The organism is Kluyvera sp. 142486 (assembly GCF_046569695.1).
Taxonomy (GTDB): domain Bacteria; phylum Pseudomonadota; class Gammaproteobacteria; order Enterobacterales; family Enterobacteriaceae; genus Kluyvera.
The window spans coordinates 101,690-122,658 of the sequence record NZ_JBKHUI010000005.1 but is presented as its reverse complement, the minus strand read 5'-3'; the positions used below and the strand labels follow the sequence as shown (position 1 = coordinate 122,658).

General features: G+C 56.4%; 16 protein-coding genes. 12 read left to right on the top strand and 4 right to left on the bottom strand.

The window, feature by feature from the left end:
* Nucleotides 1–24: 24 nt before the first annotated feature.
* The 4 genes from dusC to ACLGE8_RS07835 all read left to right on the top strand — a co-directional run bounded on the left by dusC (nucleotide 25) and on the right by ACLGE8_RS07835 (nucleotide 5,328).
* Complete coding sequence (dusC, locus tag ACLGE8_RS07850; protein WP_410997702.1) at nucleotides 25–963, top strand: tRNA dihydrouridine(16) synthase DusC; 939 nt, start codon at nucleotides 25–27, stop codon at nucleotides 961–963.
* 155 nt (nucleotides 964–1,118) lie between these two features.
* Nucleotides 1,119–1,952, top strand: coding sequence for a transcriptional antiterminator BglG (gene bglG / locus ACLGE8_RS07845; protein ID WP_410997701.1), 834 nt, complete (start codon nucleotides 1,119–1,121; stop codon nucleotides 1,950–1,952).
* Between the two features lie 28 nt (nucleotides 1,953–1,980).
* On the top strand, nucleotides 1,981–3,918 hold the full coding sequence (gene bglF / locus ACLGE8_RS07840; RefSeq protein ID WP_410997858.1) for a PTS beta-glucoside transporter subunit IIABC: 1,938 nt from the start codon (nucleotides 1,981–1,983) through the stop codon (nucleotides 3,916–3,918).
* Nucleotides 3,919–3,933: 15 nt separating this feature from the next.
* The gene (locus ACLGE8_RS07835) at nucleotides 3,934–5,328 is read left to right on the top strand and encodes a glycoside hydrolase family 1 protein (protein ID WP_410997700.1); all 1,395 of its coding nucleotides are present in this window, start codon (nucleotides 3,934–3,936) and stop codon (nucleotides 5,326–5,328) included.
* A 104-nt stretch (nucleotides 5,329–5,432) separates the two neighbouring features.
* Here ACLGE8_RS07835 and ACLGE8_RS07830 read toward each other — a convergent pair whose 3' ends face one another.
* Nucleotides 5,433–6,167 carry a class I SAM-dependent methyltransferase gene (locus ACLGE8_RS07830; RefSeq protein WP_410997699.1) on the bottom strand — a complete coding sequence of 245 codons (735 nt, stop codon included), beginning with the start codon at nucleotides 6,165–6,167 and terminating at the stop codon, nucleotides 5,433–5,435.
* Between the two features lie 133 nt (nucleotides 6,168–6,300).
* Between ACLGE8_RS07830 and mdtQ the strand changes: the two genes are divergently transcribed.
* Both mdtQ and ACLGE8_RS07820 read left to right on the top strand, forming a co-directional pair.
* On the top strand, nucleotides 6,301–7,743 hold the full coding sequence (gene mdtQ, locus ACLGE8_RS07825; RefSeq protein ID WP_410997698.1) for a multidrug resistance outer membrane protein MdtQ: 1,443 nt from the start codon (nucleotides 6,301–6,303) through the stop codon (nucleotides 7,741–7,743).
* Between the two features lie 365 nt (nucleotides 7,744–8,108).
* The gene (locus ACLGE8_RS07820; protein WP_410997856.1) at nucleotides 8,109–8,765 is read left to right on the top strand and encodes an oligogalacturonate-specific porin KdgM family protein; all 657 of its coding nucleotides are present in this window, start codon (nucleotides 8,109–8,111) and stop codon (nucleotides 8,763–8,765) included.
* Between the two features lie 65 nt (nucleotides 8,766–8,830).
* On the opposite strand, the gene ACLGE8_RS07815 is transcribed toward ACLGE8_RS07820, so the two are convergent.
* Nucleotides 8,831–9,403, bottom strand: a complete 573-nt coding sequence (locus ACLGE8_RS07815) for a DedA family protein (protein WP_410997697.1) — start codon at nucleotides 9,401–9,403, stop codon at nucleotides 8,831–8,833.
* 154 nt (nucleotides 9,404–9,557) lie between these two features.
* Between ACLGE8_RS07815 and ACLGE8_RS07810 the strand changes: the two genes are divergently transcribed.
* Together ACLGE8_RS07810 and pbpG are read left to right on the top strand one after the other, a co-directional pair.
* Complete coding sequence (locus ACLGE8_RS07810) at nucleotides 9,558–10,145, top strand: Yip1 family protein (protein WP_410997696.1); 588 nt, start codon at nucleotides 9,558–9,560, stop codon at nucleotides 10,143–10,145.
* 180 nt (nucleotides 10,146–10,325) lie between these two features.
* Nucleotides 10,326–11,279: a D-alanyl-D-alanine endopeptidase gene (pbpG, locus tag ACLGE8_RS07805; protein WP_410997695.1), complete on the top strand. Its 954-nt coding sequence runs from the start codon at nucleotides 10,326–10,328 to the stop codon at nucleotides 11,277–11,279.
* A 75-nt stretch (nucleotides 11,280–11,354) separates the two neighbouring features.
* On the opposite strand, the gene ACLGE8_RS07800 is transcribed toward pbpG, so the two are convergent.
* Together ACLGE8_RS07800 and dld are read right to left on the bottom strand one after the other, a co-directional pair.
* On the bottom strand, nucleotides 11,355–11,909 hold the full coding sequence (locus tag ACLGE8_RS07800; protein WP_410997854.1) for a GNAT family N-acetyltransferase: 555 nt from the start codon (nucleotides 11,907–11,909) through the stop codon (nucleotides 11,355–11,357).
* Between the two features lie 142 nt (nucleotides 11,910–12,051).
* Entirely contained in the window at nucleotides 12,052–13,773 is a 1,722-nt protein-coding gene (gene dld / locus ACLGE8_RS07795; protein ID WP_410997694.1) for a D-lactate dehydrogenase, read from the bottom strand.
* 198 nt (nucleotides 13,774–13,971) lie between these two features.
* On the opposite strand from dld, the gene bglX reads away from it, so the two are divergent.
* The 4 genes from bglX (at nucleotide 13,972) to ACLGE8_RS07775 (ending at nucleotide 20,968) form a co-directional block, all read left to right on the top strand.
* The gene (bglX, locus tag ACLGE8_RS07790) at nucleotides 13,972–16,269 is read left to right on the top strand and encodes a beta-glucosidase BglX (RefSeq protein ID WP_410997692.1); all 2,298 of its coding nucleotides are present in this window, start codon (nucleotides 13,972–13,974) and stop codon (nucleotides 16,267–16,269) included.
* Between the two features lie 410 nt (nucleotides 16,270–16,679).
* Entirely contained in the window at nucleotides 16,680–18,020 is a 1,341-nt protein-coding gene (locus ACLGE8_RS07785; protein ID WP_410997690.1) for a glycoside hydrolase family 28 protein, read from the top strand.
* Between the two features lie 62 nt (nucleotides 18,021–18,082).
* Complete coding sequence (locus ACLGE8_RS07780; RefSeq protein WP_410997688.1) at nucleotides 18,083–19,645, top strand: MFS transporter; 1,563 nt, start codon at nucleotides 18,083–18,085, stop codon at nucleotides 19,643–19,645.
* A gap of 87 nt (nucleotides 19,646–19,732) precedes the next feature.
* On the top strand, nucleotides 19,733–20,968 hold the full coding sequence (locus tag ACLGE8_RS07775; protein ID WP_410997686.1) for an MFS transporter: 1,236 nt from the start codon (nucleotides 19,733–19,735) through the stop codon (nucleotides 20,966–20,968).
* Nucleotide 20,969 lies beyond the last annotated feature (1 nt).

Below are 20,969 nucleotides of genomic sequence, written 5' to 3'. Positions count from 1 at the left end.
CCTCTTTTTTTTCCGGATAACGATATGCGTGTTTTACTGGCACCGATGGAAGGCGTGCTCGACTCACTCGTGCGCGAGCTGCTGACCGAAGTGAATGATTACGATCTGTGCATCACCGAATTTCTGCGCGTGGTGGATCAGCTATTGCCGGAAAAATCGTTCTACAAATTGTGTCCGGAATTGCATAACCAAAGCCGCACCCCTTCCGGCACCCGCGTGCGTATTCAGCTATTAGGGCAATATCCCGAGTGGCTGGCAGAGAACGCCGCTCGCGCGGTAGAGTTAGGCTCCTGGGGGGTAGACCTTAACTGCGGCTGCCCGTCGAAAACGGTAAACGGCAGCGGCGGTGGGGCAACGCTGCTGAAAGACCCTGAGCTTATCTATCAGGGCGCAAAAGCGATGCGTGAAGCGGTGCCGGCGCATCTGCCGGTCACGGTAAAGGTACGTCTGGGCTGGGACAGCGGCGCGCGGCAGTTTGAAATTGCGGATGCGGTGCAGCAGGCGGGGGCGACCGAGCTTGCCGTTCACGGGCGCACCAAAGAGGATGGCTACAAGGCCGAGCGCATCAACTGGCAGGCCATTGCTGAGATTCGCCAGCGCCTTTCCATTCCGGTTATCGCCAACGGCGAAATCTGGGACTACGACAGCGCGCAGGCCTGTATGGCCGTCACCGGCTGCGACGCGGTGATGATTGGCCGCGGTGCGCTGAATGTGCCGAACCTGAGCCGGGTTATCAAATATAATGAACCGCGTCTGCCGTGGCCGCAGGTAGTGATGTTGCTGAAAAAATATGTTCTCCTGGAAAAACAGGGGGATACCGGGCTGTATCATGTGGCGCGTATTAAACAGTGGCTTGGCTATCTGCGTAAAGAGTATGACGAGGCGAGCGAACTGTTTAGCGCCGTGCGCGCGCTGCAGGAGTCGAAGCTGATTGCGCGGGCGATTACCGACTGGCAGGCATAAAGTATCCGATCTGCATCACAATTTTTCGTCTGATCCATTGAGCAGACGGCAGTGAAAATGAAATACTTCAGCTCGATTGTTACTGCTTCGGCAGGCAAAACCTGATTTTCTGGCTCCTGTCAGATGTCAGGTTTTTTTGTTTCTGGGGTTCATAAATGCAAATCGCCAAAGTACTTAATAATAATGTGGTGGTGGTTCTGGATGAACACCGGCGTGAGCAGGTTGTGATGGGGCGAGGGCTAGCCTTTCAGAAACGCGTCGGTGACTCATTGGATGAGACGAAAATCGAGAAAATTTTTGCCCTGCAAAGCGACGAGCTGGTAGGGCGTTTAGGTGAATTACTCAGTCAGATCCCGCTTGAGGTGATGACCACCTGCGACCGGATTATCGAACGGGCGCGCGAGCGGCTCGGCAGGCTGCAGGAGAGCGTTTACATCACCCTGACCGACCACTGCCATTTCGCCATTGAGCGACAGAAAAAAGGGGTAGCGCTGCGCAATGTGCTGTTGTGGGACATAAAGCGGCTCTATCCGAAAGAGTTTGCGCTGGGGCAAGAGGCGCGAGCGCTGATTGAAAAGCGGCTCGGCGTGGCGCTGGCGGAAGATGAAGCCGGGTTTATTGCCCTGCATCTGGTCACGGCACAGCTCAACAGCGAAATGCCGGAAGTGATGCACGTCACCCGGGTGATGCAGGAAATTTTGCAGCTGGTGAAATATCAGCTGCGTCTGGAGTACAACGAAGAGTCGTTAAGCTATCAGCGCTTCGTTACCCACCTGAAATTTTTTGCCCAGCGGATGCTGACGCGAACGGTGGTGGAAGATGATGACGCCGAGCTGCATAGCGCGGTGAAGGACAACTACGCGAAAGCGTGGAAGTGTGCGGAAACCGTCGGTTTGCATCTGCAAAACAGCTATCAGCGGTCGTTGACGACGGAAGAGATTATGTTTCTCGCCATTCATATTGAACGGGTGAGAAAAGAGGGGCGTTAATCCCCGACAACAATGGGATTGTTACTGCATAACGCAGGCAAAACCCGAGCGCGGTGCCATCTGGCGTCGTTCTCGGGTTTTTTTGTTTTTATACTCGGTCAAGGAATTTGGTATGAAATATCATGAACTTGCGCAGGATATTCTCCGCCATGTCGGCGGTAAAGAGAATATGGTGAGTCTGGTTCACTGCGCTACCCGGCTGCGTTTTAAGCTCAAAGACAGCAGCAAAGCCGACGCCGAGGCGCTGAAGGCGAACCCCGGCGTGATTATGGTGGTTGAAAGCGGCGGTCAGTTTCAGGTGGTGATTGGCAACCACGTCCACGATGTCTGGCTGGCGGTGCGCGAGGCGGCAGGTATTACCGACGATAGTGAACCGGTAGCGGTCAAAGGCGAAAAAACCTCGGTGCTGGGCCAGGTTATCGACGTGGTTTCCGGTATTTTCGCGCCGTTTATCGGCGTGATGGCGGCCACCGGTCTGCTGAAAGGGCTGCTGGCGCTGGCTGTAGCGTGCAGTTGGTTGAATACCGAGCAGGCGACCTACAAAATCTGGTTTGCGGCAAGCGATGCGCTGTTCTTCTTTTTCCCGCTGTTCCTCGGCTACACCGCCGGGAAAAAGTTTGGCGGCAACCCGTTTATTACGATGGTGATCGGCGGGGCGCTGACCCACCCGCTGATGATTCAGGCCTTTGAGGCCGGGCAGTTACCGGGGGCCACGGCGGAGTATTTCCTGGGTATTCCCGTCACCTTTATCAACTACAGCTCCTCGGTTATCCCGATTATCCTCGCCTCCTGGGTATGTTGCTGGATCGAGCGGCGCAGCAACGCGCTGCTGCCGTCGGCGATGAAGAACTTTTTTACCCCGGCTATCTGCCTTGCCATTGTGGTGCCGCTGACGTTTCTGGTTATCGGGCCGGTCGCTACCTGGCTTAGCGTGATGCTGGCAAACGGCTACCAGGCGGTTTACGTCGTTGCGCCGTGGCTGGCGGGAGCCGCGCTGGGCGGGCTGTGGCAGGTCTGCGTTATCTTTGGCCTGCACTGGGGGCTGGTGCCGCTGATGATCAACAACCTGAACGTGCTGGGTCACGACTCGATGCTGCCGATTATTCTGCCGGCGGTGCTGGCGCAGGTGGGGGCGGTGCTGGGTATTTTCCTCGCTACCCGTGATGTACGCCAGAAAGTGCTGGCGGGCTCTGCGTTTTCTGCCGGGCTTTTTGGTATCACCGAACCGGCGATTTATGGCCTGACGCTGCCGCTGCGCCGTCCGTTTATCTTTGGCTGCGTTGCGGGTGCCATCGGCGGTGCGATTACCGCTTTCAGCAATAGCGCGACGTACTCTTTTGGCCTGCCGAATATCTTCTTCCCGGCGCAGATGATCCCGGCAAGCGGCATTGACGCCAGCGTATGGGGCGGGCTTATTGGTACGGCGGTGGCCTTTATCCTCTCCGGCTCGCTGACCTATTTCTTCGGGATGCCGCGCCAGGCCGCAGAGCCCGTCTCGGTGGTAAAAGCTTCGGAAAACGACGTGCTGGCTCCGATGACCGGCAGCGTGCTGGCGCTGGAAAATGTACCGGATACCACCTTCGCCAGCGGCCTGCTGGGCAAAGGCGTGGCGATCATCCCGAGTGAAGGCAAAGTGATTGCGCCCTTTAACGGTGAGGTGGCCTCGATTTTTCAAACCAAACACGCCATTGGGCTTGAGAGCGAGAGCGGCATTGAACTGCTGATTCACGTGGGTATTGATACCGTCAAGCTGGACGGCGTGCCGTTTACCGCCCACGTGAAAGAGGGCGACAAGGTGCAGGCGGGCGATCTGCTGCTTACCTTCGACCGCCAGGCCATTCTGGACGCCGGTTACGACCTGGCGACGCCGATTATTATCAGCAACAGCGATGACTACCCGGATCTGGAGATCGTTGCCGCCAGCGCGGTAAGCGCCGGTCAGCCGCTGCTGTCTATCACGCATTAATCACAGGAGAGAGAGATGAAAACATTCCCGCAGGCATTTTATTGGGGCGGCGCGACCGCAGCAAACCAGGTTGAAGGGGCTTATCTTGAGGATGGCAAAGGATTATCCACCTCGGATGTGCAGCCGCAGGGCGTTTTTGGCGAGGTGGTGGAACGCGCCCAGGGCGACACCGGCTTAAAGGATATTGCCATCGATTTCTATCACCGCTACCCGGAAGATATCGCGCTGTTCGCCGAGATGGGCTTTAACTGCCTGCGCGTGTCGATTGCCTGGACGCGTATCTTCCCGAACGGCGACGATGCCGAGCCAAATGAGGCCGGTCTGGCCTTTTACGACAAGCTGTTTGACGAGATGGCCAAACATCACATCACGCCGCTGGTCACGCTCTCTCACTATGAAATGCCGTGGGCGCTGGTGAAAAACTACGGCGGCTGGGGTAACCGTAAGGTGATTGGCTTCTTCGAACGCTATGCCCGCACGGTGTTTGAGCGCTACAAAGGCAAGGTCAAACTGTGGCTGACCTTTAACGAAATCAACATGTCGCTGCACGCACCGATGACCGGCGTGGGCCTGCCGAGCGATAGCAGCAAAGCGGAGGTTTATCAGGCCATTCACCATCAGCTGGTGGCGAGTGCGCTGGCGGTAAAAGCCTGCCATGAGATTGTGCCAGAAGGGAAAATCGGCAACATGCTGCTGGGCGGCCTGATGTACCCGCTAAGCTGCAAGCCGGATGATGTGTTCAAAACCTTGCAGGAGAACCGCGGCTGGCAGTTCTTCGGTGACGTGCAGGCGCGCGGGGCGTATCCGGGCTATATGCTGCGCTACTTCCGCGATAACGGTTTTGCGCTGGAAATTACCGATGCCGACCGTGAAGCGCTGAAATCGACCGTCGATTTTATCTCGTTTAGCTACTACATGACCGGCTGCGTGACCGCCGACGAAGCGCTGAACCAGAAAGCGCGCGGCAACATTCTTAATATGGTGCCGAACCCGCATCTGGAAAGTTCAGAGTGGGGCTGGCAGATTGACCCGCTGGGGCTGCGCACCCTGCTGAATGTGTTGTGGGATCGTTACCAGAAGCCGCTGTTTATCGTGGAAAACGGCCTCGGCGCGAAGGATAAGGTGGAAGCCGACGGCAGTATCAACGATGACTACCGCATCAGCTATCTGAATGACCATCTGGTACAGGCGCGGGAAGCGATTGAGGACGGCGTTGAGCTGATGGGCTTTACCAGTTGGGGGCCGATTGACCTGGTCAGCGCCTCAAAGGCGGAGCTCTCCAAGCGCTACGGATTTATCTACGTGGATCGCCATGACGATGGCACCGGTACGCTGGCGCGCAGCAAGAAGAAGAGTTTCGACTGGTATAAAGAGGTGATTGCGACCAACGGCGCGAGCCTGAAAGCGTAAGCATCGGTGAATTGCCGGATGACGCTTTGCTTATCCGGCCTACAAATATCACCGCTCACTTGTAGGCCGGATAAGGCGCAGCCGCCATCCGGCAATCCCTTAACTCACACCGGCTTACGCGCGCGCAGAATAAAAATCATCGGCCGTTCTTTCTCTTCATCCAGCGCCGGGTTGGCGGCAATCTGATCTGCGGTTGGCCCCCACTCATTCAGGCATTCAATCACAAAACCGGCGGCGACCAGCGCGTTAATCCAACTGCCAAGCGTCCGGTGCTGCTTCTTGACCCCGTCGGCAAACCAATTGCTGATACGCTCGCCTTCCTGCTGATAATGGCTGACCGGCCAGCTTTTCTGGCCCTGTTCATCCTCCTGCCAGCCCTGCTTGAGTGGGGCGGTATAGATAGGATGCTCGGCGGAAAACAGCAGCGTGCCGCCCGGCGTCAGAGCCTGATAAATGCAGGTGAGCAGCGGGGCGATATCGGGCAAATAGTGCAGCGCCAGTGAGCTGTAAACCACGCCGCAACTATTGGCGTCAAGCGTGAGGGTCTGCAAATCTTCGCAGCGGTATTCAATCCCCGCATCGTTGGTCATCTCTCGTGCCCGTTCCAGCATGAGGCTGGAGAGATCTAACCCGGTAACCTTAGTGGCACCCTGGTCGCGCGCCCAGCGGCAAAACCAACCGTAACCGCAGCCAAGATCCACCACCCGCTGACCGGCCAGCGCGGGCATCATTTGCACAATGGCGGCCCACTCAGGCGCACCGTTGAGCCCTTTAACCGAACGGTCAAGCGTGGCATAACCGGCGAAGAAATCAGGGTTGTCATAAATGTTCTGACTCATTTCTACTCCATGAAATTTAATGATTTTTGACTGTCACTAAGTATGTCAAATTATGTTCCCACACGCTTTACTAAAAGAATTGCCTGCATTTAAATTAATATAATCCTCCTTCTTTTGTAACCTGACCTCTCAAATGAACTTAACTCTGAAAAAAAGCGTGCTGTCTGGTTTACCCCTGCTCATCGCGCTGGCTGGCTGTGCACCTTCGCATGATATTGGCAGTCCTGTTAAACAGCAGGTTCCGGCCTCAAACGTTTCAACGGAACTCCCAGCGGCGGTGCAAAACGGCTGGCCGCAGAGTAACTGGTGGCAGGGCTACCACGACGCGCAGCTGAACGGCTTAATTACTCGTGCGCTGGCGAATGCGCCGGATATGCAGATTGCCGATCAGCGCATCAAACTGGCCGAAGCGCAGGCGCGGATGTCGAAATCATCGCTGGGCCCGGAAGTGGATTTTGGCGGCAACCTTGAACGCCAGAAAATGTCCGCAGAAGGCCTGATGGGGCCGTTTGCCACCGACGCTGATGGCAATACCGGCCCGTGGTACACCAACGGTACGTTCGGCCTGACCGCCGGATGGGATCTCGACCTGTGGGGCAAAAACCGCGCGCAGGTGAAGGCGCGTATCGGTGAAGTGAAGGCGCAGGTTGCTGAGCGGGCGCAAACCGAGGAGCTGCTCTCCAGCAGCGTGGCGCGTCTGTACTGGCAGTGGCAAACCGAAGCGGCTATCCACAGCGTGTTAGAGCAGGTGAAAAGCGAACAGACTAATATCGTGACCGTGGACACCGAGCTTTACCAGCACGGGCTGACCAACTCCGCCGAAGGGGCGGAGAACGACATTAACGTCAGCAAAACCGACCAGCAGTTGACCGACGTGGCTGGCAATATGAAAGAGATTGAAGCACGGCTGATGGCGCTGACCAACAGCCAGAGCCAGTCGCTGAATTTGCGTAAGGTCGACCTCCCGGCGGTCGCCAGCAAAATGCCAGCACGCTTAGGCTACGATCTGCTGGCGCGCCGTCCGGATCTGCAGGAAGCGCACTGGTATATTGAAGCGTCGCTGAGTGAGATCGACGCGGCGAAAGCGGCGTTCTACCCGGACATCAACCTGATGGCCTTCCTGCAACAGGATGCGCTGCACTTAAGCGATCTGTTCCGTAGTTCGGCCAACCAGATGGGCGTGACCGCCGGGCTGACGCTGCCTATCTTCGACAGCGGTCGTCTGAACGCTAACCTTGATATCGCCAACGCGCAGAACAATCTCTCCATCGCTAAATACAATAAAGCGGTGGTGGACGCGGTAAATCAGGTAGCGAAAACCGCCAGCCAGGTCGAAACGCTGATGGAGAAAAGCCAGCAACAACAGCAGGTTGAGAAAGACGCGCAGCGTGTGGTGACGCTGGCGCAGGCGCGGATGAACGCCGGGATCATTCCGGGCTCTAAAGTCAGCCTTGCGAAATTGCCCGCTCTGCAGGAGCGCGTGAACGCGTTACGCCTGCACGGCCAGTGGATCGATGCCAGCATCCAGCTGACTTCGGCGCTGGGCGGTGGCTACCACATCAGCGAAGAAAAATAACCCATCTCGTGGTGTTTTCCCCCCTGTATTATTCATGCAGGGGGAATAATGAAAAATAAATACTTATATTAAATAACATCACTCGCCAATATATATATTCCATATTTGATTTTTAATTTTATTAAAAGTCACCATCAATATTCCGTTAAAATATGTTTGCGATCACGTATTTTGATTTAAATTAATGACACTTCATTTTCTCACCACTAGTATCGCCCTCCGAAGAAAAAATATTCTTTTATTGATAATAAATACCCTACACCTTTTTATATTCATATTTTAAATATTAAAGCCAGTTCCTCACCGCTTTGGAGTTAACGATAACAACAGAGGACGATTGCGTGAAAAAATTAATAACCTTTGGGATGCTGGCCTTTGCCAGCGCATCCGCACAGGCGGTAACCGTCGATCTGCGCCATGAGTATACTGACGACAGTCAGGCGCAGAAGGACAGGGTGCTGATATCACACCGCTTTGCTAACGGCTTTGGCTTCTCGGTTGAGGCAAAAAGCAAATCGGGCGGTGAACATTCTCGGAAAGCGTTTAATGACGTCGTTGATAATGGTAGCGAATATGTGGTGAGCTATCAGTTTAACGCGACGCCAGAAATAGCGATTCAACCTGGTCTGGCATTAGAAACCTCGTCGTCGAAGTCAATTTATAAACCGTATATTCGCGGGCAATATAATTTTAGTAACGGCATTTATTTTGCGGCGAGATATCGCTACGAATATGTTCGTGATACCTCGGTGGATAAGGATGATGAACATATTAACCGTGGTGACGTGTGGCTGGGTTATAAAACCGGCGCGTGGGCATTCGAAGGCAATTATCTTTATAAAAAGAGCGAAGATTTTAATCGCTATGACAACGGCAAAGATGATTACGAGCTGAACTTTAAAACGGCCTACAGCATCGATAAAAACTGGAAACCGTATGTGGAAATCGGCAACGTCTCCGTGCGCAATACCACCGACGAGCGTCAGACGCGTTATCGTGTAGGCGTGCAGTATTCGTTTTAAATCCTGAGCGATTCCCGGCGTCGCGTTGCTTGGCCGGGCTACCCAAAACCCGGCATAGGCCGGGTTTATTCCTGCGGTTTTTTCGCTTCGCGATGCTTCATCCACCAGCGAACAGCAATGACCAGCGCGACTGCCAGCGCCAGCCAGATGAGATGCTTCAGATGCTTATCCAGATGATGCAGCCACGGGCCAATCGCTTCACCGCCCAGATAGCCGAGCGTGGTGAACAGCAGTGCCCAGATTAACGCCCCCAGAATATTCAGCGGCAGGAAGATTTTCGGCGGCAACCCGCTGGCGCCAATCAACAGCGGCCCAATAACGCGGAAACCGTACATAAAGCGGGTGCCAATCACGAACAGGTAGGGACGGCTTTTAATCAGCCGCTGCGCCTTGCGAATGCGCGCCTGGTGGCGTGAAAAACGTTTAAGCAGCCGCCCACCAAACCGCCGACCAAGCAGGTACAGCAACTGGTCGCCAATCATACCGCCCAGCGCCACAGAAATGACCACTAGCGGAAATTTTAACAGACCCTGATGTGCCACCACCCCGCCGAGCAGCGTAATCGTTTCGCCCTCCGCCATACTGCCAATCACCAGCGCGGCGTAACCGTAGTGGGAAATCAGGTTATTGATATCCATGCAAACACTCACTCCTTACTGCATCAATCCTTTAATCATACACCCTCACGCAAGAAGTGCGGCTGCGTCTATTTTTTGCGTTGTACATAAAACAATCTATTTATGTGAATTATACTTAGAGCAACGTGGTACGAAGCCGTGCTGAGGAGGCGTTATGAACCATGTATGGGGACTCTTCTCCCACCCTGATAAAGAGATGCATGTGATCCGTAGTGAGAACGAAACCGTCTCTCACCACTATATGCATCATGTGCTGGTAATGGCGGCCATTCCGGTGGTGTGCGCGTTTATCGGTACCACCCAGCTTGGCTGGAACTTTGGCGAAGGCACCGTAGTCAGGCTTTCACTGATGACCGGGATTGGGCTGGCGATACTCTTCTACGCGCTTATGCTGGCAGGCGTGGCGGTGATGGGCCGGATTATCTGGTGGATGGCGCGTAACTACCCGCAGCGCCCTTCACTCAAGCGCTGTATGGTGTTTGCCGGCTACGTAGCGACGCCAATCTTTCTGAGCGGTATCGTCGCGCTCTATCCGCTGGTGTGGCTGTGCGCGCTAGTGGGAACGGTGGCGCTGTTCTACACCGGGTATCTGCTCTACGTCGGTATTCCTACCTTCCTCAATATTGACCGGGAAGAGGGGCTGAGCTTTGCCAGTTCCACCCTCGCAATTGGGGTGCTGGTACTCGAAGTACTGCTGGCGCTGACCGTGGTGCTGTGGGGCTACGGATACAGGCTGTTTTAACTCGCTGAATGCATTGCTGATGTGAATGTAGATTCCGTCAGCAATGCAGCATTTATTCACTATTCTTTTCTGGTAGATGCCGCGCACTCCGCGCTATGATGAGCCATTCCGCTTCGCAACCGTTTGGTGCGAAGCGGTTGTCTATCATAATGTGCATAAATAACCACCAGAATACTCACCATGCAGAAATTTCGCGTTTCCCTGCTGAGCCTTGCCTTTGTGCTGGCTTTGCCTTTTGCGCCTCAGGCGAGTGCTAAAACGGCCGTTACCGCCGTTGCCTCGCAGCCGGAAATTGCTTCCGGTAGCGCGATGATTGTCGATCTTGAAACGAACAAAGTTATTTACGCCAACCAGCCGGATCTGGTGCGCCCGATGGCCTCTATCACCAAGCTGATGACGGCGATGGTGGTGCTGGATGCGCATTTGCCGCTGGATGAGATCCTGACCGTGGATATCAGCCACACGCCAGAAATGAAAGGGATTTACTCCCGCGTGCGCCTGAACAGCCAGATCAGCCGTAAAAATATGCTGCTGCTGGCGCTGATGTCTTCAGAAAACCGCGCGGCGGCGAGCCTGGCTCATCACTATCCGGGCGGCTATGACGCATTTATTCGGGCGATGAACGCCAAGGCGAAATCGCTGGGGATGACCAACACTCGCTACGTTGAGCCAACCGGGCTGTCGATTCATAACGTCTCGACCGCACGTGACCTGACGAAGCTGCTGATTGCCACCAAACAGTACCCGCTGATTGGTCAGCTCAGCACCACCAAAGAGGACACCGCGACCTTCGCCCACCCGGCCTATACGCTGCCGTTCCGCAATACTAACCATCTGGTGTATCGCGACAACTGGAGCATTCAGCTGACCAAAACCGGCTTTACCAACGCCGCGGGTCACTGCCTGGTGATGCGCACCGTGATGAACAAGCGTCCGGTGGCGATGGTGGTAATGGATGCGTTCGGGAAATATACCCACTTCGCCGACGCCAGTCGTCTGCGTACCTGGGTTGAAACCGGGAAGGCAATGCCGGTGCCTGCGGCCGCGCTGAGCTATAAGAAACAGAAGGAAGCCCAGGTGGAAGGCGATATCGCCAGAGCCCAACGTAGCGGGCAGACCACCCAGGACGATTAACCTTGGCATACGCAAAATCATTCAAGTTATATCAAGGCATCCAACGCAGAGATAGCTTGAATGATAAAGCGTATGTTATTCCGGCAGCGTCCAGTCACCGTCGTTGAGTGGACGCTGCATGATTACCGTATCCCGCCAGTCACCCATTTTGTAGCCCACGCTACGCAGTTGACCCACTACCTCGAAACCGTGCTTTTTATGCAGGCGCAGCGACCCGGTATTGTTATTGCCATCGCCAATCACCGCCAGCAGTTGCCGCCACGGCCCTTGCTCGCAAATCGTAATCAGCGCCGATAACAGTTGGCTGCCGATGCCGTGCGCCGTCATGGTGGTGTCGACGTAGATAGACTCTTCAAGGGTATAACGATAGGCCGGGCGAGGGCGGTAGTGGTTTGCATAGCAGTAACCAACCACTTCGCCGCGATAGAGCGCCACCAGCCACGGTAGACCTTGCTCCTGAATATTGCGCATCCGCTGCTGCATTTCATCAATGGACGGCGGCACTTCTTCAAACGAGGCGCGGCCGTTAAGAACGTGCCAGGCATACAGCGCGGCAATGGCTTGTACATCGTCAGCCTGCGCGTCACGGATTTCAACATCGCCGTCGCGGGTGACATCAAGCGTAGACATCATTGTATTCCTTATGGTTTCCATCGTTAATCTGGTTCTATGTAGGCCTGATAAGCGTAGCGCCATCAGACATGGTGCGGCACGCTGCCGGATGGCGGCGTATCCGCCTTATCCGGCCTACAATGAACCTCCCAACGTCTTATTACACGTCGGTTTTTTCGCCCCAATACTTGAGCTTACTGGTTTTACCGATCCCCGGGTTCATGCTGTTGGTGGGATCGTTTTCGCGGTAATGGCGCTTCAGATTTTCATCTGCTTCATACAGGTGCCCCACGTTATGCTCCGCCGGGTACTGCGCGCCGCGTTCCCGCAGCAGGGCCAGCATCTGCTCTTTCACCTCGTGCGGGTCGACCCCTTTCTTCACGATATAATCCTGGTGGAACACGTAACACATAAAGTGCCCGTAATAGAGCTTATGCACCAGCTTGCTGTCTATCTCAGCCGGCAGATGCTCAAACCACTCGGTATCGTTACGACGCAGGGCGATATCCAGCGCCAGAATATCTTCCACCTCATCGGCGTGAACCGCCTGGTAGCGAATGGCCGCCCCCGCCGCTGCGAAGCGGTGCAGGAACGCTTTGCTGCCTTCTTCCGGCGTACAAACGAAGAAGTCACCTTCCGCCTCTTTAAAGTATTCGGCAAGCCACGCCTGCGCTTCATCAATGCCGTCGCCGGCCATTTTCAGCAGCAGGTGATGCTCGTATTTATCGCGCCAGGTTTTCATCCGTTCCGGCAGATGTGCCGGGAAGGCATGCCCCAGCTTTTGCATAAAGCGGTCGGTGAAGTGGGGCTTGAACAGCGACACTTTTTCCAGCATCGCATCCGCGCGGCCCTTCATGGTGAAGAAGAACGGCATCTTGTCGGTGCCGAGTTTGTCGATCATCAGGAAGGTATCTTTGCCGTACTGCTCGGCAATATCGTAGATATCGCGATGCATGTACTCGCCGGCGACCGGTAGGTTTTTGAACTCCGCCAGAATATGGCGGCGAATTTCGGTCAGCACCTCCGGCTGATTGGTGCCGATATAGAACACCTGCTGGCGTTTTTCCGCCGGGAAGGTGTCGAGGCGCACCGCAAACACCGCCAGCTTGCCCGCGCAGCCGGAGGACTCAAACAGACGTTCCGGGTCGGCATTGTAGCGCGCTGGCGTATCCGCATTCACGTCGCGCACGCGATTCACGTAGTCATAGTCATGGGCGTGGCGACCGTCGTGCCGCACGTCGCTATCTTTAACGCGCTCGTCGTCGAGCTTGCTGAGGATCTGCTCCGGGCTCTCGCCAAGGTCAATGCCCAGATGGTTAACCAGCGTTAGCTTGCCCTGTTCGTCAATACGCGCAAACAGCGACATTTCGGTATAGGCCGGGCCGCGCTGCACCAGCGAACCGCCGGAGTTATTACAAATACCGCCGATAACAGAGGCGCCAATACAGGAGGAACCAATCACCGAGTGCGGCTCGCGGCCAAAGGGCTTCAGCGCTTTTTCCAATGAATAGAGGGTAGTGCCAGGCCATGCCAGCACCTGCTCGCCGTTATCCAGCAGGTGCAGCTTATCGAGGCGCAGGGTGCTGATAATGACGATATCGCGGTCGTAGTCGTTGCCGCTCGGGGTTGAACCTTCGGTCAGGCCGGTGTTAGCGGCCTGCATCAGAATAATTTTGTCGGCGTTGACGCAGGCGTTCAGCACGCGCCACAGCTCAAGCAGGGAGCCGGGGAAGACCACGGCCAGCGCGTCGCCGTGGCCGGAACGGAAGCCTTTGCGATAGCGAGCGGTTTTAGCGGGGTCGGTCAGCAGGTGGGCGTGACCAACCAGTCGGGAGAGTTCGTTAATCAGCGCATTATTATCAGTTGTTGTTTGAGAAGACATTCTCCACTCCTTGTGGTGGGACAAATTTGTCGTTTCTAAGAATAGCGCTTTGTATGATCATTTGGTGAGCGAATGTTTCTAAAAATCAGAGAATAACCTTAGCTTTCTGTACCGCCGTCATTTAAGTTTATGGCAAACTGCGTTTTTTCATCGACTCTCGCCGCGCTACCCGGCATGGAATAAAGAGATTACAAGAATATGAAATGGCTACTTTCTGTTGGCGTCGCCGTGAGCCTGGCGCTGCAACCCGCTCTGGCCGAAGATCTGTTCGGCAACCATCCGCTTACGCCGCAGGCGCGTGACGCCTTTGTGACCGGTCTGCTTAAGAAGATGACGGTCGATGAAAAAATCGGCCAGTTGCGCCTGATTAGCGTCGGGCCGGACAACCCGAAAGAAGCCATTCGCGACATGATCAAAGAAGGGCAGGTCGGGGCGATTTTTAATACCGTTACCCGCCAGGATATCCGCGCCATGCAGGATCAGGTGATGTCGCTGAGCCGCCTGAAAATTCCGCTGTTCTTCGCCTATGACGTAGTGCACGGTCAGCGTACCGTCTTCCCGATTAGCTTAGGGCTGGCCTCCACCTTTAACCTCGACGCGGTGAAAACCGTGGGCCGCATTTCGGCCTATGAAGCGGCGGATGACGGTCTGAACATGACCTGGGCGCCGATGGTCGACGTGTCCCGTGACCCGCGCTGGGGCCGCGCCTCCGAAGGCTTTGGCGAAGATACCTATTTGACCTCTATCATGGGTGAAACCATGGTCGAAGCGATGCAGGGTAAAAGCCCGGCGGATCGCTACTCGGTGATGACCAGCGTGAAGCACTTCGCCGCCTACGGCGCAGTCGAAGGCGGGAAAGAGTACAACACCGTCGACATGAGCCCGCAGCGCCTGTTCAACGACTATATGCCGCCGTACAAAGCGGGGCTGGATGCCGGCAGCGGCGCGGTGATGATCGGCCTGAACTCGCTGAACGGCACCCCGGCCACCGCCGACGCCTGGCTGATGAAAGACGTGCTGCGTAAGCAGTGGGGCTTTAAAGGCATTACCGTTTCCGACCACGGGGCCATCAAAGAGCTGATTAAACACGGCGTGGCCGCCGACCCGGAAGATGCGGTACGCGTGGCGCTGAAAGCCGGTATCGACATGAGCATGAGCGACGAGTTCTACAGCAAATACCTGCCGGGGCTGATTAAGTCTGGCAAGGTGACGATGGCGGAACTCGACGATGCCACACGCCACGTGCTGAACGTCAAATATGACATGGGGCTGTTCAACGACCCGTACAGCCACTTAGGGCCGAAAGATTCCGACCCGCAGGACACCAACGCCGAAAGCCGCCTGCACCGCACCGAAGCGCGTGACGTCGCACGTCAGAGCCTGGTGTTGCTGAAAAACCGTCTGGAAACCCTGCCGCTGAAGAAAAATGCCACCGTTGCCGTGGTTGGCCCGCTGGCCGATAGCCAACGCGACGTCATGGGCAGCTGGTCTGCTGCGGGGGTTGCCGCGCAGTCGGTCACCGTGCTGACCGGCATTAAGAACGTGATGGGCAACGAAGGCAAAGTGGTTTACGCCAAAGGCGCTAACGTCACCAGCGATAAAGGGATCGTCGACTTCCTCAATCAGTACGAAGAGGCGGTGAAGGTTGATCCACGCTCGCCGCAGGCGATGATTGATGAAGCGGTTGCGGCGGCGAAGCAGTCTGATGTTGTCGTTGCCGTGGTTGGTGAAGCGCAAGGGATGGCGCACGAAGCTTCCAGCCGTACCGAGCTCTCCATTCCGAAAAGCCAGCGGGATCTGATTGCCGCGCTGAAAGCCACCGGCAAGCCGCTGGTCTTAGTGCTGATGAACGGTCGCCCGCTGACGCTGGTGAAAGAAGACCAACAGGCTGACGCCATTCTGGAAACCTGGTTTGCCGGTACCGAAGGCGGTAACGCTATCGCCGACGTGCTGTTTGGCGACTACAACCCGTCCGGTAAGCTGCCGATGTCCTTCCCGCGCTCCGTGGGGCAGATTCCGCAGTACTACAGCCACCTGAACACCGGTCGCCCGTACAATGCCGACAAGCCGAACAAGTACACCTCGCGCTACTTCGATGAAGCGAACGGCCCGCTCTATCCGTTTGGCTATGGCCTGAGCTACACCACCTTCTCGGTTTCGGATGTGAAGCTGTCTGCGCCAACCATGAAGGCCGACGGCAGCGTAACCGCCAGCGTGCAGGTGACTAACACCGGCAAGCGTGAAGGGGCAACGGTTATCCAGATGTATTTGCAGGATGTCACCGCCTCAATGAGCCGTCCGGTTAAGCAGCTGAAAGGGTTTGAGAAAGTGACCCTCAAGCCGGGTGAAACCCAGACCGTCAGCTTCCCGATTGACGTCAACGCGCTGAAGTTCTGGAACCAGCAGATGAAATACGCGGCGGAGCCGGGCAAGTTTAACGTCTTTATCGGCGTGGATTCGGCGCGCGTGAAGCAGGGCGAGTTCGAGCTGTTGTAAGGATTACCCTCACCCCGGCCCTCTCCCTAAAAGGGAGAGGGAGTGTGCAAACCTCCAGACCGCACCGAACGGTTCCCTCTCCCCTTGGGGAGAGGGTTAGGGTGAGGGGGCAATCCCCCAACCCTGACTCCCGCACCGCTTTGTGATCCTCCTCACAATTTATCCCCCATCTCTTCTCTATCTGCGTCAACCCACCGCTTTTCTCCCACCAAACTCAATCAATATGTGACCGCCGTCACTCATCAAATCCCGCCGCCTCGCCGTTTTGTGCGCTTGCTCAAAAGCGATGACCGGGGGCCATAACCGGCGTGATGTCATTCACTAATACGTAAAAAAGCCCGTATCTGCCCGGCGAGAGAATCGGTGGAACCGCGTTAAATGCAGCTATCTCAACATTCGCAGGTAGCTATATGAAGATTTCACTGCATCACACCGCCCTCGACCGCAGCGGCAACACCCCGCTTACCGCGCAGCTTCAGCAGTTGATTGATGAAATCGGCCGCGCCGGTGGCGGCACGCTGGTGGTCTCGCCGGGCGACTGGATGACCGGCACGCTGGTCCTGCCATCGAACTTTACCCTGCATCTCGAAGCGGGGGCGCGCCTGCTGGCGAGTCCCAACGCCGAGGATTACCCGGCTGAGCTGACGCAAACCGTTGCCGAACTGTCCCGCATGGCGCTGATTTATGCGCGCAACGCCCACCACATCACGCTGAGCGGTGAAGGCTGCCTGGCGGGCGGGGCCAGCGCCTGGTTTGCTGAGCGAGCCGACGAGCAAGGTTATCGCCAGCCGAAAACCATGCGCCCGCGTATGCTGGTGCTGGAAGGCTGCCAGCAGGTGCGCATCCGCGATATCACCATCAGCGACTCGCCGATGTGGACCGCCCATCTGGTGAGCTGCAACCAGGTGTTTATCCAGAACCTGACCATTGATAACGATCTGGCGCTCTCCAACACCGACGCGCTGGATATCGACAGCTGCCAGCACGTGCATATCAGCGACAGCTACTTCAGCGCCGCTGATGACGGCATCTGCGTGAAAACGACCCGCAAACCGGAAGGGCTCCAGCAGCCGACCCGTCACGTGGTGGTCAGTAATTGCCTGATCCGCTCGAAAAGCTGCGCCATCAAAATTGGCACCGAAACCTTCGCCGACATCAGCCATATCGCGGTGCACAACTGCTCAATCTTTGAGTCCAACCGTGGCATTGGCCTGGTCTCTCGCGACGGCGGCCAGTTCAGCCAGATGATCTTCAGCAACATTCTGTTCGATTGCCGCCACGGCCACCCGTGCCACTGGGGCAAAGCCGACCCGGTATTTATCTCTGTGCGCCATCGCGACCCGCAGGTACAGCCGGGAAGGGTGGAGGAGATTACCTTCAGCCAGCTTTCTGGGGTGAGCGAAGGGTCCATCAACCTGCACGCGGAAACGCCGGGCGACATCCGCCACGTCACCTTCAACGGGCTTTCATTGCAGCAGCTTGCCGGCCCGTCCGACGAGCAGGGCTGCTACGACATCCGCCCGCCGTGCAACCCGGCAAGCCCAACCGGCATGGGGCTGGATAACGCCTACCGCGTGAACCCGCAAACCGGCCGCGCCTGGGGCGTGGATGCCTATCCGGGCGGCTTGCCCGCGCTGTACGCCAACGGGGTGAGGGGACTCACCTTAAACGACCTGCGCATTCGCCGCCCGCAGCCGCTGCCGCCGGGCTGGAATGAGCACGCCATCGTGCAGGAAAACGCCGACGCCTGATGCTATTTGACGACGGCGCGGCTTGCGGCCTCGCCGTCCTGTTATGTTCAAGGGGATGGAAAATGATAAAAAAAGTGCGGGAGATAAAACTCCACAACTATATCTGTTACGGCCTGGCCGATGTTATCGGCTCCGGTGCTTTTACTCTGGTGAGCGCCTGGCTGCTGTTCTTCCTGACCACCTTCTGCGGCCTGACGCCGATTGAAGCGGGTTCGCTGTTTGCCGTAGCGCGTATTGTCGATGTTGTCATGTGTCCGTGCATGGGCTACATCTCCGACAACTTCCACAAAACCCGCCTCGGCCGCCGCTTTGGCCGTCGTCGTTTCTTCCTGCTGCTGAGCATTCCGCTGGTGGCGGTCTACAGCCTGCTGTGGGTGCAGGGCTTTAACTACTGGATGTACCTGCTGGTCTATATCCTGTTTGAAATCGTCTATTCGATGATTTTGATCCCATACGACACACTGTCGGCCGAGATGACCAATGACTTTACCAAACGCTCTAAGCTGACCAGCGCCCGTATGTATATCGCTCAGTTTGCGGGCTTCACCGCCGCGTTCCTGCCGGGCCGTCTGTTGGCCTACTTTGGCTCTGATTCGGCGATATCGTTCTTCTACGCCGGGGCGATTTTCACCGTTGCCTTTATGGTGGTGCTGTTCTTCGTCTACTTCGGCACCTGGGAACGTTCGCTGGAAGAGATTGAGCAGAGTGAGCGCAGCGTTGAGACCGAAGAGAAGCTGCCGCTGAGCAAGCGCCTGTTTGATATCTACTACGATTTTGTCTCTACCCTGAAAATCAAAACCTTCCGTTCACACCTGGGGATGTACCTGGGCGGTTCGGTGGCACAGGATATCTTTAACTCCGTCTTTACCTATTTCGTGGTCTTTGCCCTGGCGACCTCTTCCGTTGTCGCCAGTAACCTGCTGAGCGTCATCAACGGTCTGCAGTTCTTTGGCGTCGGCGTCGCGACCTGGTTGACCCTGCGTTACTCGCCGTCTCGCGCATTTGCTACTCAGGCGCTGATGGCGCTGGTGGCGTTTGCCCTGTTCGCGGTGACCTATCTCTACGGCTCGACCAGCATGTCCATGCTGTATCTGGCGGCGGGCGTAGCCGGTCTGGCGCGCGGCGGTATCTACTCCATTCCATGGAACAACTACACCTTCGTGGCGGACGTAGATGAAATTCTGACCTGTAACCGTCGTGAGGGGATCTTCGCGGGCTTTATGAGCCTGCTGCGTAAAGCTTCCCAGGCGTTCTCTATCTTCCTCGTTGGCGTGGCGCTGCAGATGTCCGGCTTTATCACCGGCCACACCAGCCAGCCGCAGTCGGCTATCAACATGATCCTCGCCATCATGATTATTCTGCCGGTTCTCCTGACCCTCTGGGGCATCTGGTCTGCCTTCCAGTTCAAAGTGAACAGCCGCACCCACTCGGTGCTGAACGATGAAGTGGCGCGCCTGAAACAGGGCGGCAGCAAAGCGACCGTCACGGCGGAAACCAAGGAAGTTATCGAAAGCCTGACCGGGATGCCGTACGACCACTGCTGGGGGGATAACACCGTCGGTCACGTCAACCGCAGCCTGCTCAAAGCCAAACAGCATCAGTTAGCGCAGTTGAAAAACGCCTAGGTTTGTTTCCCGGCGGCGCTGCGCTTGGCCGGGAAACAAACCGCACGTTCCCCGGCTACGGCTGGGACGTTTTTTTGGATAACAGAAATGACCGATCAAAGTTTATATATTCAACAGGGCATCTGGGCACGCCTCGGCCTGCCGCGCGAGCTGGCGTGGGGATTCGTGGGCGTCTTCCTGTTTATTACCGGGGCGACTATCGAACAGAGCTGGCTGGCCTCGCTGCTACAACAGCGCGGGCTTGATGCGGTACATATCAGCCTGCTGTCCTCCGTCTTTGGCCTGTGCGTGGCGGCGATTTCGTGGTTTTCCGGCATCGGCGCGGGCGTGTTTGGCATACGCCGCCTGATGTGGCTGGCGACGCTGCTCTATTTTGTCGGTTCGGTACCGTTTATTTTCGTCGCGCTGCCGGAGGGCAACTATCCGCTGATGATGGTGAGCTACGCGGTGCGCGGCATGGCCTATCCGCTGTTTGCCTACTCGTTTCTGGTGTGGATTAACCAGCGCTGCGAAAGTCGAATTCTCGGCCGCGCCGTCTCCTGGTTCTGGATTGCCTTCGGTGTCGGCATGACCATCGTCGGGCCGTGGTTTTCCGGCTTTATGATCCCGCGTCTGGGCGAAACGACCACCTTACTCTCCGGCTTTATCTTTGTGTTGGCGGGCTGCGGCTGCGCGCTGCTCCTCAACCGCGATAAACCGCAGTGGCAGCAGGATGGGGCGGTGGGAAAGGCGCTGGCGGAAGGGATTATCGTGCTGGTGCGCGAACCGAAAATGCGCCTGGCGGTGGTGGTCAAAACCATCAACGACATCGGCAAGTTTTCACTGGTGATCCTGATGCCGGTCTACCTGCCGCGCTTTGGCTTTAGCATTGAAGAGTGGCTGACCATCTGGGGGCTGGTAAACGTGGTGAATATCTTCGCCAACTACTTCTTCGGCTGGCTCGGCGATACCATCGGCTGGCGTAACACCGTGGTCTGGTTTGCCGGGACGCTCTGCGGTGCGTCGGCGCTGGCGGTGTGCTATGCGCCGGTATTGTTTGGCCATAGCAGCGTGGCGATGGTTATTGCGCTGGCGATTTATGCTATCGGCCTTGGCGCGTTCGGCCCGCTCAGCGCGCTGATCCCTTCGCTGCTACCGGAAAATAAAGGCGCGGCTATCTCTTGTCTGAATCTGGGGTCGGGTCTGAGTAACTTTGTCGGGCCGTTTATCGTTACCCTGTGCGTGAACCCGCTCGGCGTGGAGGGCACGCTGTGGGTTATCGCACTGCTGTATTTTGCCGCCAGCCTGATGACGATCCCATTGACCATTCCGAAAAAGGGCTGAT

Excerpts from the sequence above, each read along its gene's own strand:
- dusC (WP_410997702.1), top strand. The coding sequence starts at position 25 with ATGCGTGTTTTACTGGCACCGATGGAAGGCGTGCTCGACTCACTCGTG.
- bglG (WP_410997701.1), top strand. The coding sequence starts at position 1,119 with ATGCAAATCGCCAAAGTACTTAATAATAATGTGGTGGTGGTTCTGGAT.
- ACLGE8_RS07835 (WP_410997700.1), top strand. The coding sequence starts at position 3,934 with ATGAAAACATTCCCGCAGGCATTTTATTGGGGCGGCGCGACCGCAGCA.
- ACLGE8_RS07830 (WP_410997699.1), bottom strand. The coding sequence starts at position 6,167 with ATGAGTCAGAACATTTATGACAACCCTGATTTCTTCGCCGGTTATGCC.
- mdtQ (WP_410997698.1), top strand. The coding sequence starts at position 6,301 with ATGAACTTAACTCTGAAAAAAAGCGTGCTGTCTGGTTTACCCCTGCTC.
- ACLGE8_RS07820 (WP_410997856.1), top strand. The coding sequence starts at position 8,109 with ATGCTGGCCTTTGCCAGCGCATCCGCACAGGCGGTAACCGTCGATCTG.
- ACLGE8_RS07815 (WP_410997697.1), bottom strand. The coding sequence starts at position 9,403 with ATGGATATCAATAACCTGATTTCCCACTACGGTTACGCCGCGCTGGTG.
- ACLGE8_RS07810 (WP_410997696.1), top strand. The coding sequence starts at position 9,558 with ATGAACCATGTATGGGGACTCTTCTCCCACCCTGATAAAGAGATGCAT.
- pbpG (WP_410997695.1), top strand. The coding sequence starts at position 10,326 with ATGCAGAAATTTCGCGTTTCCCTGCTGAGCCTTGCCTTTGTGCTGGCT.
- ACLGE8_RS07800 (WP_410997854.1), bottom strand. The coding sequence starts at position 11,909 with ATGTCTACGCTTGATGTCACCCGCGACGGCGATGTTGAAATCCGTGAC.
- dld (WP_410997694.1), bottom strand. The coding sequence starts at position 13,773 with ATGTCTTCTCAAACAACAACTGATAATAATGCGCTGATTAACGAACTC.
- bglX (WP_410997692.1), top strand. The coding sequence starts at position 13,972 with ATGAAATGGCTACTTTCTGTTGGCGTCGCCGTGAGCCTGGCGCTGCAA.
- ACLGE8_RS07785 (WP_410997690.1), top strand. The coding sequence starts at position 16,680 with ATGAAGATTTCACTGCATCACACCGCCCTCGACCGCAGCGGCAACACC.
- ACLGE8_RS07780 (WP_410997688.1), top strand. The coding sequence starts at position 18,083 with ATGATAAAAAAAGTGCGGGAGATAAAACTCCACAACTATATCTGTTAC.
- ACLGE8_RS07775 (WP_410997686.1), top strand. The coding sequence starts at position 19,733 with ATGACCGATCAAAGTTTATATATTCAACAGGGCATCTGGGCACGCCTC.